Origin of the sequence: Scytonema hofmannii PCC 7110 (assembly GCF_000346485.2) — a bacterium.
Classification (GTDB): Bacteria; Cyanobacteriota; Cyanobacteriia; order Cyanobacteriales; family Nostocaceae; genus Scytonema; species Scytonema hofmannii.
This window is the reverse complement of the sequence record NZ_KQ976356.1, coordinates 224,078-236,056: the sequence shown is the minus strand read 5'-3', so window position 1 is coordinate 236,056 and position 11,979 is coordinate 224,078. Positions and strand designations below refer to the sequence as shown.

Annotated in this window: 12 protein-coding genes; 10 read left to right on the top strand and 2 right to left on the bottom strand. The window is 35.4% G+C overall.

Features of this window, described 5'->3' with window-relative positions; genetic code table 11:
- Positions 1-161: 161 nt before the first annotated feature.
- Positions 162-740, top strand: coding sequence for a hypothetical protein (locus WA1_RS51375; RefSeq protein WP_017740879.1), 579 nt, complete (start codon positions 162-164; stop codon positions 738-740).
- A gap of 115 nt (positions 741-855) precedes the next feature.
- On the opposite strand, the gene WA1_RS51370 is transcribed toward WA1_RS51375, so the two are convergent.
- Positions 856-1,752 (bottom strand): hypothetical protein, encoded by an 897-nt coding sequence (locus WA1_RS51370; protein WP_017740878.1) that lies wholly within the window; start codon positions 1,750-1,752, stop codon positions 856-858.
- A gap of 364 nt (positions 1,753-2,116) precedes the next feature.
- Between WA1_RS51370 and WA1_RS51365 the strand changes: the two genes are divergently transcribed.
- From WA1_RS51365 to WA1_RS51350, 4 genes are all read left to right on the top strand, one after another.
- Positions 2,117-4,594: an nSTAND1 domain-containing NTPase gene (locus WA1_RS51365; RefSeq protein WP_017740877.1), complete on the top strand. Its 2,478-nt coding sequence runs from the start codon at positions 2,117-2,119 to the stop codon at positions 4,592-4,594.
- A gap of 365 nt (positions 4,595-4,959) precedes the next feature.
- Entirely contained in the window at positions 4,960-5,973 is a 1,014-nt protein-coding gene (locus tag WA1_RS51360) for a tyrosine-type recombinase/integrase (RefSeq protein ID WP_017740876.1), read from the top strand.
- On the top strand, positions 5,937-7,178 hold the full coding sequence (locus WA1_RS51355; protein WP_017740875.1) for a tyrosine-type recombinase/integrase: 1,242 nt from the start codon (positions 5,937-5,939) through the stop codon (positions 7,176-7,178). Before WA1_RS51360 ends, WA1_RS51355 begins: the two co-directional genes overlap by 37 nt.
- Positions 7,171-8,184 carry a DUF6262 family protein gene (locus tag WA1_RS51350; protein WP_017740874.1) on the top strand — a complete coding sequence of 338 codons (1,014 nt, stop codon included), beginning with the start codon at positions 7,171-7,173 and terminating at the stop codon, positions 8,182-8,184. Before WA1_RS51355 ends, WA1_RS51350 begins: the two co-directional genes overlap by 8 nt.
- Before the next feature lie 56 nt (positions 8,185-8,240).
- On the opposite strand, the gene WA1_RS61215 is transcribed toward WA1_RS51350, so the two are convergent.
- Complete coding sequence (locus tag WA1_RS61215) at positions 8,241-8,366, bottom strand: hypothetical protein (RefSeq protein WP_272819495.1); 126 nt, start codon at positions 8,364-8,366, stop codon at positions 8,241-8,243.
- Positions 8,367-8,401: 35 nt separating this feature from the next.
- Here WA1_RS61215 and WA1_RS51345 point away from each other — a divergent pair, with 35 nt between their 5' ends.
- Genes WA1_RS51345 through WA1_RS51325 form a run of 5 tightly spaced genes read left to right on the top strand, consistent with a single transcriptional unit; the run spans position 8,402 to position 11,973 of the window.
- On the top strand, positions 8,402-9,208 hold the full coding sequence (locus tag WA1_RS51345; RefSeq protein ID WP_148663100.1) for a tyrosine-type recombinase/integrase: 807 nt from the start codon (positions 8,402-8,404) through the stop codon (positions 9,206-9,208).
- A complete protein-coding gene (locus tag WA1_RS57975) occupies positions 9,198-9,398 on the top strand; it encodes a hypothetical protein (RefSeq protein WP_017740872.1) in 201 nt (66 codons plus the stop codon). Before WA1_RS51345 ends, WA1_RS57975 begins: the two co-directional genes overlap by 11 nt.
- Before the next feature lie 19 nt (positions 9,399-9,417).
- Positions 9,418-10,866, top strand: coding sequence for a tyrosine-type recombinase/integrase (locus WA1_RS51335; RefSeq protein WP_158516809.1), 1,449 nt, complete (start codon positions 9,418-9,420; stop codon positions 10,864-10,866).
- Positions 10,844-11,269: a DUF6262 family protein gene (locus tag WA1_RS51330; RefSeq protein WP_017740870.1), complete on the top strand. Its 426-nt coding sequence runs from the start codon at positions 10,844-10,846 to the stop codon at positions 11,267-11,269. Before WA1_RS51335 ends, WA1_RS51330 begins: the two co-directional genes overlap by 23 nt.
- Complete coding sequence (locus WA1_RS51325; RefSeq protein WP_017740869.1) at positions 11,266-11,973, top strand: DUF6262 family protein; 708 nt, start codon at positions 11,266-11,268, stop codon at positions 11,971-11,973. The genes WA1_RS51330 and WA1_RS51325 overlap by 4 nt, the downstream gene beginning before the upstream one ends.
- Positions 11,974-11,979: the final 6 nt, after the last annotated feature.

Genomic DNA, 11,979 nt, shown 5'->3' with positions numbered 1-11,979 from the left:
ATATGATTTGACAGCTGATAATTTTCCGATTTTCTTGCTCAAAAACTGGAAAAAAGTTGATTGACTTTTAGTATTTTGTTGATTGTCTTTCAGTGTAGCGAAAGCAGATAATTGTGGAGAGTTCTTGTTTTCCAAACTCGGTATGAGGAAGTAGTGCAAGTATGGTAAAGACACCAGAATATCCGATTGTTTGTATTCCAGAGTTAGTGAAAGAGAAAAAACAATTTACTCCTTTGGTCTTTCCGAATGGACAAGGAGATGCACCAATTGGGGTAAGTGAGGGGTTGTTTGAAAATGTTCTCAAGCATTATTTCGGTGACATTGTTTTTCCCCAGCAGGTGATGCTTCCTCCAGGACATCGATTACCATTTACGGCTGATTTTCTGATTGTTGAACCCAATACTGGCTTACATATAGATTTGGAGGTTGATGAGCCTATCTCATTTGCAACTGGGAAACCAACTCACTGCATCGGAGAAGATGACTACCGCAATAAGTGTTTTGTTGACGCCAACTGGCTAGTTATCCGGTTTGCAGAAGAACAAGTCTCGTCTCAACCAGAACGCTGCGCTCGGTTTATTGCGGGTGCGATCGCACAACTGACGGGTAACAATACTTATCGTCATCAGCTACTTCATGTTGAGAAAGTTACTCCTATGAAACAGTGGTCTGCACGTCTAGCTTCCAAATTAAAGAAGAGTGATTACCGCCAAGGCTATCTTGTCCAGAGGAAGAACTAAGGATGTGAAAAAATATTCGATAGCTGGCATCTTGCACCAAGAAAAATTGATGCTTTAGGTCGCGCAATTGTTCCATTTTTTCAGATAACCTCTATCTCTGCTTCTTGTCAAGGGGTTAAGCAATTACAAAATCTTGATAGAAAACTCGCCAGTTATCTTGAGCGTGTAGCTGTTCCCACACTTGTTCTAAATGCTTACCTTGCCATTCCAGAACAGGATTCTCTGGGTCGGGATTCAGCCAAGGTAAATTTAAAGCTTTATCGATTACAATCCCGACATATTCTTCTTTCCCAACGGCATCAAACTGGATATCGTCGCACATGGCATCCTGTAGAGGTATCAAGGTGCTTTTCTCTACTAGTTGATAGCTAGGAGCAAAAGCTTGAGAAGGTGTAACTAAGTATTTAGTTGTATTGCCTTGGGCATCTAACCCCCGATTGAACAACAGTAGATAACTTCCTAGACTATCGAGATTTATTTTCAAGCTCAACGGAGTATTAATAGGAATAATCTCTTTAGGCAAGGCTTGGGGAATTTTCATTCCTTTAGAAGAATATTCAAGAGAGCGATCGCAAAACTGTATCCACTCTACATTAGTTTGCGCTCTTTGTTTCCAATTGTCCCAAATATAGTCTTGTAGCCAACGATAATATTTTATCTGCCACAACCATTCATAAGCAATCTGCCAAGGACTTTTTGTGTCGGATGTCTTTCTACCTGGATCTTGATTCCCTAACCCAAGTTGTTGTTCGGTAATACCATCTTGAGCTAGTTCATCTCGAAATCTGCGATATATTTTTTTTATTACTTCTTTAATATGCTGATTAATTCCTGATACATAATCTTTACCTTGCATTTGGGTTAATCCTTCAGCTATTTCAATACTTCTGATAGAGTAATTATTAGGATTAAAACGTTCGATAAAAGTCCAATACTGGAGATCGGGACGTACATTGCCAGGAAAAATTTGTTCGCTTATGTACTCTAAGTATTCTCTTTCTAAGAATGGCATTTTTAGAACCCAAAAGCATTTGATTGTTATTGTAAAGTAACTCTGGAAAATATTCGGCGTTTATTTAAATTTATTTTTATTTATGTGATTTTATTTATTTTTATATTTTTTGATTAAAAAATATAAAAGTTATAGTATTTTTAGTTAGTAGTTAAGTGAAAAACTTAATTTGCTTACAAAAAATAATATTTTTACATTTTGTGAGGCGTAACTCACCTAAGTGAAAAAGGCTATAGAAATATTTTGTGTAGGTATAATTTTAACACCTGAAACTGGTTTGATTTGGGAAATCGAACCAATACCTAAAAATCTTGTCAGGAAATTTTGGTTTTTAAATATTTAACTTAAGGATTGAAGGTTATAGATGTCAGCTATAGTAAGTAATCCTAGCACACAACAGTTAGAACGAGATCGGGTTAAACTCTGGATGGTTTTAGTCGGAGTAAACCATTATCAAGATAGTCAAATTCCCGACCTGAGATACTGCGCTAATGATTGTAAAGAATTAGCAGAAGCTTTAACCATAGCTACTCAACAGTTTCAGAAAACAGAAATCATTCCTCTTTACGATGGTGGGGAGAAACCTCCTAATTTATCAGAAATCATTACCAGTATCCAACAGTTTCGTTTGGCTAAACCAGAAGATACGGTTTTATTCTACTTTTCAGGACATGGTTATCTAGACTTTAATAATCGACCAATTTTATGTGTGGCAGATACGAATTTAGAAGATTTAGCAGGAACGGGATTAAAGTTAGATATTCTGTTAAATGAACTCAGACAATCTAAAGCCCAACGTCAACTTGTTTGGTTAGATGCTTGTCAAGAAGGAGAACAACACCAAGATGACAGAATTGGACAAAATCCGACTGGTCAACTGTTAGCCGTTTTGGAACAGCAAGCAGAACAAAGTCAGGACTTTTATGCTATGCTTTCCTGCAATAAGACAGAACGTTCTTGGGAAATTCCGGAATTAAGACATGGCTTATTTACCTACTGTCTGATTGAAGGTTTAGGGGGAAAAGCAGCTAACACTGAAGGTAAGATTGATGCGGATAGATTGTTTAAGTATGTTGAACGTAGTAGTAAGAAATTTATTGAATGTAAGAAAAAACTTGTAGACAGAGACGATATTTTTAAGGGGATGGGGGGAACTTTAAGAGAATCATCTACTAAATTAAAAGTTAATCGATTTCCTTTAAATGCTTCTCAAACTCCCCAACGAATTGCTAGAGGTAGTGGGGAATTAATTATTGGCTTGGCTACTACTTTTACTCAGAGAAAAGCTTTGATTGTCGATAAGTTATCTTGTTCAGAAGCCGCTCTTAGGCTATGTAGAATACTACAAGCTAGAGGAAGTTTTGCAGTTGATTATTATTATTGCTCTGTTCGGGATAAGCAGAGGCGAAATCTTCAGCAGGTTATTACTAGTTATTTACAGGAAGAAAGTAAGACAACTCTTCTGTTGTATTTAGCAGGAACAATTGAATCTACTAATCCAGAAACATACGATTTGGTTTGCAATCAGGACATCAGAATCAATCTTAATTGGCTCGGTCAACAGTTACAAAATTCCCCTGTTAAGGAAATTATTATTATTGCTGATATTTTAGACATAAGCGCAACTACTAAAAGTTTAGTTGACATCTTGCAGCCCAGTCAGGATAAATCTCTGTGTTTGATTACCGCAACTACTTCTATACCTAATAGTAAAAAATTCCTCCATCAATTAGTAACTGTATTAGAAACCGCAGCAGAATCCGAAAGAGAATTTTGGGTTTCGGAATTAATTCCCCAATTACAAAAATGGCGCGACTCCCAACCCGATATTAATTTAAAACTGTGGTTATCGGGTTCTACTGAAGTGATGGAAATTTTATCAGTAGAAGTACAACGTTCCTACAATGAGATATTTGAAATCGAAGTTTGTCCTTATAAGAGTTTAAAAGCTTTTACCCAAGATGATGCTTACTTTTTTCACGGTCGAGAAGAATTAATTGCAGAAATTATCGAGAAATTACAATCTACCTCTTTCTTAGCCGTAGTAGGGGCTTCGGGTAGTGGTAAATCTTCTGTAGTTAGGGCGGGAGTTATACCCCAGTTAGTAACGGAAGGGTTGTTTGATTTTGAATTAGAAGAGTATAAATCTTGTCAATCTTGGGTCATGCTTCCTGGGGATAATCCTTTATCTGCTTTATCAAAGAGTTTAGCACCAGATAACGCAGATTTTTTAAAAGGGGTATTACATTTAGGAGTTGATTCTTTAGTGGAATGGTTGCGCCAACAACCCAAAGAAATATCGGTGTTAGTAATTGATCAGTTTGAAGAGTTATTTACCCTGACAGCAGAAACAGACCGTATGAATTTTCTCAGTTTGATTTTAGGTGCAATCAAAAAAGCTGGTAACTATTTTAAAGTAATTATCACTCTCAGAAGTGATTTTCTCGATGAATGCTTGGGGATGAGTGAATTAGCCCCTTTAATTACAAAATATCAAGTATTAGTCCCATCTTGTCGTCTCGAAGACGAACAATATCGGCAAATTATTGCCAAACCCGCACAAAAAGTTGGTTTAGAAGTAGAAGATGGTTTAATTGCACTGTTGCTGGAAGAATTAAAAGAGGGAAGTTTACCTTTATTACAGTATGCCTTAGAAGAATTATGGCACAAACGCAGCCGAGGAAAATTAACTGTTAAGGATTATCAGCAATATATTGGTAAATTGGGTAAATTTCTCAGCAATAAAGCCCAGCAAACCTATGATAACCTGAGTGAGGCTCAACAGGAATGCGCCCAGTCAATTTTTCTCTTGTGGGTTCATGCGCTTATACGTACTGAGTAATTTCCATTATTTAATGTATCTAACGTATCAGTATACTTGCACTTTGATACGTTATGTAGTATTTATGTAGTATTGCTATGGAAGCTATGTAAACTACATAATGAAAGTCGAAATGGTTGTCAATTCATCAACTGGCTCTAAGAGTTGGATGGTGCTGGATAATAACTATTTACCTATCAGCGCCACCCTTGAGCTTTATTCGATATATGGAGACTCTTGAGCGCTCCCCTAACACAATCAAAAATTATGGGCATTTTCTTTACAACAACAACAAATAACAACAACGAACACGACAAACTGCTTAACATATCTTATTCACTCGATGTGGACAAATAATAATAGAATAACAACAACAACAAACAACGATGAAAGTACAAAAAGGTAAACTACCCAGTACAGGTCAGGTAGTTTGGTTTTTATTGGATAGAGACTACAAGCCGATAAAACCCATACAAAGTTATATTTCATATCTTGCCAGCTTGAGGCGTTCATCCAAGACTCTTCGGACTTATGCTTACAATTTAAAGCTTTATTGGGAGTATTTAGATAAATACTCGATAGACTGGAAAGAGATTACTTTAGAACAGTTATCAGGATTCATTAATTGGTTACGCCGTCCTGAATACAAACCTAATGTTATCTACCTAGAAACTAAGGTAGCTAAGCGCAGAGAATCAACCATCAACAATATAATCAGTGCTGTCTGTCAATTTATTGATTATCACCAAAGGTTGAATAATATAAATGTTGATGTTAATATTACTGTTGAAAAACCTTCTGCCGCTAGAAAGTACAAAGGATTACTTCATCACATCAACAAATCCAAACCTTTTGAAGGAAGATATTTAAGATCAAAAGAACCGAAAGTTTTCCCTGGCTGTTTTTCTAAAGAACAAATAAAAAAAATTATAAGTGCTTGTAAGAATCGCCGGGATAAGCTATTAGTTTGTTTACTTTATGAAAGTGGCATAAGAGTTGGTGAAGCTTTAGGACTAAGGCATGAGGATTTTATTTGCGATGGTCAGCGTAATCAAATTAAAATTATAGCTCGTGCTGATAATCATGAAGATGCTAATATCAAGAATGAATCCGAGAGAATTGTAGATATACCAGTTAGCGTTACTAAGCTTTACTACGATTATTTTATATATGATTATCCCGAGGATGTCGATTGTGACTATGTATTTATAAATTTATATTCGTCCAATGTGGAAATAGGAACACCAATGACTTACAACGGGGTGAATAGTTTATTCCGTAGTTTAGAATCAAGAACAGAAATAGAAAAAATCACACCACATTTATTTAGACATACGCATGCCACAGAATTAATACAAGCTGGATGGGACATGGCTTATGTTCAAAAAAGATTAGTTTAAATACATTTTCGGATTTTTTACAAAAATCTTATCCACAAATAGCTAGTGTTGAAGAAATAGAGAGAGAATTAATAATAGATTATGTGAATTACTTAAACAAACTAGATTATACAAATACTACCAAAAATAATAAAATAGGTTCTCTACAAACCTTTATACAGATGGGCAATATAAATAAATGGTTTGTCACCAATAATTATTTATTTTTAGAAGACGCTCGACTCAAACAAACTGAAGTACAACCCCGTTATATTCCAGAATATGTTTTAAAACAATTTGATGAACATAAACAGAAATTACCGACTCCAGTCAAAACAATGGTATCAGTCATGCGTGAGACTGGAGTGAGATACAGCACTTTAGCTACTATACCTTTTAATTGTTTAGAACTTGATAGTAATAATAAATGGTGGCTGAAAGTTTTCCGAGTAAAAATCCCCAAAGAGTCGAGATTGCCTATTACTGAACAATTAGCATCAGAAATTCAATCACAGCAAAAGTTTTTGAAGAAATATTATCCTCAGAATAAATATTTATTTACAGCTAGAACGATGGGGTCATCGGGAAAAGATTTTGTTCCTCAACATAATAAAGTCATGTTGCTCGGAAGTTTTTTTCTTTATCTTAATAAACTCTGTAGAGAGTGTAACATCACTGATGAGAATGGAGAGCTATATATTATTACATCTCATCAATTCAGGCATAGTTTCGGAACTGAAGCAATTAATAATGGTGTTCCTCAGCATATAGTACAAAAATTACTTGGACATGAATCGCCTGTAATGACTTCACGTTACGCACATATTCATGATGAAACTTTAAGAAAAGAACTTGAAAAGTTTCATCAACATAGAACTATTGATATTACAGGGCAAATAGTTGAGCTGGAATTGGAAATTGATTTACAAGATATAGAATGGTTTACAAAAGAAATATCTGCAATAGCTTTACCAAATGGATATTGTGGTAGACCAAAAATTTTGGGTGATTGCGACATTGCTGGAGATATCGGATGTTATATTTGTCCTCATTTTCGGACTAATAAAACTTTTCTCGCTATCCATAAAGACCAATTGACGAGGCTCAATAAAATCTTAGATAAAGCGCAGAAATATAATTGGCAGTTACCAATCAAAAAGAATGAGCCTATTAAACAAAATCTCATACTTATTATTTCTAAGTTGGAGGCAAATAATCATGAGTAAACAGAATAAAGAACAAAGAATAGCTAGATTGTCTGCTGCCACCGAACAAAAAAAACAAGAGGCCTTAGTAGCTACAGAAAAAGCGATTAACAAATTACAAAAAGAAGGGAAAGTAATTTCTTTTAAAGCTGTTGCCCGTGAAGCACAAGTATCTACCAGCTACCTTTATAAATATCCGGAATTAAAAGCAAAAATTCTCCAGCTTAGAGAAGAGCAAAGATACAGTGGCAAGAGAGTAATACCTGTTGCTTCCGAACGCTCTAAAAACCGGATTATCAGTTATTTAAAAAACCGAATTAAAGATTTAGAAGAAGAAGTAGCTCAACTAAGATATGCTAACGAATCCCTTGCAGGTAAAGCCTTTGAATTATCAGAATATGAAAACACTGTCGTCAGATTCAGGCAACATAATGAAAAACTTAACGCCGAGTTAGAAAGATTAGCTGAAGAAAATACCGAATTAAAAAATAAATTGGCTTGTTACAATTTAACTCCTCAAAGCAAAGTGACATCAATTCATAGTAAGAATAGACAGAGAACACCTTACATTCCGGTTCCCGATTCGGTAAAAGATGAGTTAAAAAATTTGAAAATAAAAATTAATAGCACTCTCAGAACTTTAATTCGTCAGAATCCAGAAGAGGTAGTGTTAGAAGCTATCGAAGCCTTAAAATACGCCCTGAATAATCAGGAGGTTTCCAATCCTAGTGGTTGGTTAAATAAAGCTATTAAAAACAGATGGAAAAAACCAGAAGATGTCTTACAACCTATTCAAAATAATGTCCAAGATGAATCCCTTGAATTAGTATTTCCCGAAGGATTTGAAGAATGGTATATTCAGGCAATAGATTCAGGTTTCATTGTTAACGAGTCTCCAATCGAGTTGCCTAAAAATATTAAAGGAGAACTACTGGTTAAAGTAAATCGACCCAATGCTTCAGGGCTACCTCATAGTCTAATGTCTTGGATTGAAGCGAAAAAAATGATGGATGCCGAGTCAAAATAATACTAAATTAATTTCTCTTGTTGTGAATATATCAACATCAATAAAATCCTTGTGAATCAAGCGTTGTAGACGTTAAGCACGAGAAAATGCCCATCACCTAAAGCTATATTGGGAGTTTCTAGGTGATAGAGGTCTGGAGTGGGCTGAGGTAAAATTTGGAGATTTGCAACGATTTGTAGCATGGTTAAGAAGACCCGCAGGTGCAGTTGAATTTATTGTGCCTGAACAACCAAAACGTTCTTGTAGAACAGTTAATACCATTTTGTCAGCAGTCTATGTTTTTTATGAATATCAGATGTGCCTAGGAAAGGTAGCAGAACTACCGATTTATAAATATGTAAAAGATCGTCGTACTTATAAACCATTTCTCTATGGGATTGGTAAGAGTAAAAAAATTAGAAAAGCTAGATTAAAACTAAAAGAAGGAAAAGAAAATATTAAAACCCTGACTTCAGAACAAGTCAAGCAAGTAACTAATGCTTGCAATTGCTACAGAGATAAATTATTAATTCAGCTTTTATATCAAACTGGTATCCGGATAGGAGGAGCATTGGGATTGAGACATAGCGATATTAATACTATCTTTAAGAAGCTGGAAATAGTTCCTAGAGAGGACAATGTAAATGATGCTAGAGCGAAGTTTGATGAACCTCATTGTATTACAGGTCTTTCTCAAGGATTAATAGGACTTTATATAGAATATGTCAGTCAAGAACTGATAGGAATTGATAGTGATTATGTTTTTGTTAACCTGTATAATGGCGCGATTGGCGAACCGATGACTTACAACTGTGTGCTATCCCTGTTCAAGCGACTGAGTCATCAAGTTGGTTTTTATATTAGACCTCATATGTTGAGACATACACATGTCACAGAATTACTTAAAGATGGATTGTCCATGGATTGGGTACAGGTGAGACTTAAACATAAAAGTGTGCAGACCACAATTGATATATATGGGCATCTAACAACTGAAGATCTGACTGAAAAAATAGACGCTTTTAACAAAAAATATGAAAGGTAAACCCGAAAAAGTTTCATCTTTAAAATTAGCTAATCCGATTATTCATCAAGCTGTAGAACAAATTATAGATAAAGATGAATGGTCTCGAGATATTATTAATTTTCGCTTCGGTGGGACTAAAACCACCAACTTCTGCAAGAAAGCTCAACTTTACAGCGATATCTCAAACCTGGTTGAAAACAGCGATTAAGAGTCACTGTAAACTAGCATTGAATACAGAACAAATTAAACCATCAACAGCTTGCAATCGCGTGAAAGCCGTCAAATATTTTTCGGAATATTTAGCATTAAACTATCCGGAAATCATTGAAGCTCAAATCGACCGCTCAGTTATCATCAACTACTTGCAATATCTGAAACAAAAAATTCCCAATCCAGCAACCAGAAATAATTTTATTTCTCAATTAGAACAATTTTTTTTAGCGAATGAGCTAAGTGCAGAATTTAATAGTTCAAGGTGGCTAGATATTCCCGTCAGACTCATTTATCCAAGTGATTATCCCAAATATACTAGAGAATCGCCTCCAGATTCAGTCATTTCAGATTTTGTTATGCAGCAATTATTAGAGCATATAAATGAATTGCCACCATATCAGAGACGGATGCTAATTGTATTAGCTAATCGAGGGCTACGAGCAGGTGAGCTAGTTGAACTTCCGTTTGATTGTTTAATCCAGAATGGCTCTGGAGGCTGGCTGTTAAGGTATCGTCAGGAAAAAGTAGATGAATTTATAATTAAACCCTTTGCTGCTATTTTCCATAAAGTTGAGGAGGTAATAGAAGCCATACATTCTCAACAGCAATGGGTCAGAGAACAGTGGGGAGAAGACTGTCCATATTTGTTTCCTTCTCCACGAAGTCGTAATGGAGAATTTAAGCCAGTAGTTCCTCATGGAATTAAGCAGAATCTTAAGAAGTTAGTTTGCCGCCATAATATTCGAGATGAACAAGGAAAGATTCCTAATATTCATCTTCATAAATACCGCCATACTGTCATCAGTAAATTAGCTAATTCAGATGAAGTTGGGTTATTTGGTGCCCAAGCTTTCATTGGCCATAAATCAATTCAAATGACACTTCGTTATTGGAAACAAGATGCATTCAAGCTGCAAAAGAAAATTGAAGAGTTTAATGCTAATAATCAAGTGATTACCAGTTTCGGTGAAGTCATCGATTTAATCAAGGATAGTAGATTCCAAATCTACTGGCAATACATAGTGGAAGGAAATTTGCTGGAAGCCCAATTGACAGATAGTGGAGGAATCTGTACTTTACCGCGAACTTTATCCCCTTGCGTCAAGAACCATATGTGTCTTGATTGCTATCACCACATTCTTATTCCTGAATTTCTACCAATTCACATAGACCATTACAAAACAGCTTTGATACGTCGCAAGTTTGCTGAAGGTAAAGCTAGTTCACGAGTTCTGGAGCAATACGACTATGAGGTGAGGAAATACGAAACTATTATTACTAAATTGGGTGGAGATATTGCAAAGATTCAATCGGAAATTGATACATCTTCTCAAGGAGTAGCTTTTCTTCTTGTTCAAATTAAACAGCTAATGCTGAAAATAGGTATCCCTACTTTTGATGACTTTAAGAAGATTATTAATGCTCTACAGGATGTACCCGATGCCGCCGAAGTGGAAACGTAATATAAATGGTTTAGTGAAGAGTGCCAAGCGCAAGCGTGAGGATTGTTTTCAACGTACTGAACAAGCCATTAAGCTGTTGATTAAAGAAAACAAGGAAATCAACTTTAATATAGTCTCTCAAACTGCCAAAGTAACTTTAGGATGGCTTTATAAACAACCGGAATTAGTAGAACGTATTCGGTCTTTGATGAAGCAACAAGAAAAGGCTGTAGAATTACCACAATTGCAACGCCCTAGTAGTGCCTCTCAGAGTCAGCTACTCGACAATTTAAAACAGCGAATTAGAGAGCAAGATTCAGAAATTAAACAACTAAAAAAACAACTAGCAGTTTGGGGTGGATTGATCCGCCAGCAAGCAGAAACGATTGAACAATTGAACGGTAGGCTAGGTGAGAAAACATGAAAAATTTGATTCGGAATGTTTCAGGATTAACAGATACTGCTAAGTTAAAGCACTTAAATGCTTTCGCCAAAGTGGAGAATGGCATCAAAAAATTACTACGTCAAAAGACTCCTATTACTTTTGAAGCTGTTGCCAAAGCATCAGGAGTATCAAGAGCATTTTTGTACAAATACCCTCAGTTAAGAGAGCGAATTAATAGCTTAAAAACTCGCAATCAACCGAAAAATTCTCCACCAATTAACCAAAAAGCTTCTGAGGCTTCACGAATAGCAATTATTGATGCACTCCGCTATCAAATCCAGCAACAACAAAAAGAAATTAATATTCTTGCCAATTTAGTAGGAGGTAGTAGTTTGACACCTCAGCAGATAGAAAAGTATGACTTTATAGCAGAGAATAAACGGCTAAATGAGGCATTAGAGATGAGTCAAAATCAACTGAATGAATCGATTATGATTAATCAAAATCTGACTGAATCACTTAAAAACTTAAAATATCAAAATCAGGAATTAAAGAAAAAATCTGCTAATTACCAAGACTTGCAATCCGAACAATCAGAATTTCATCAACAGAATAGTAATATTCACGTTTTATTACAACAAACCATATCTGAATCACGTCAATCAAATATAAAAAGGTTTGCTCAAGCTTTCAAACAAGAGGATAAATCTACAGATTTCTTAGAGACAGATACTAACTGTTGAAAACAT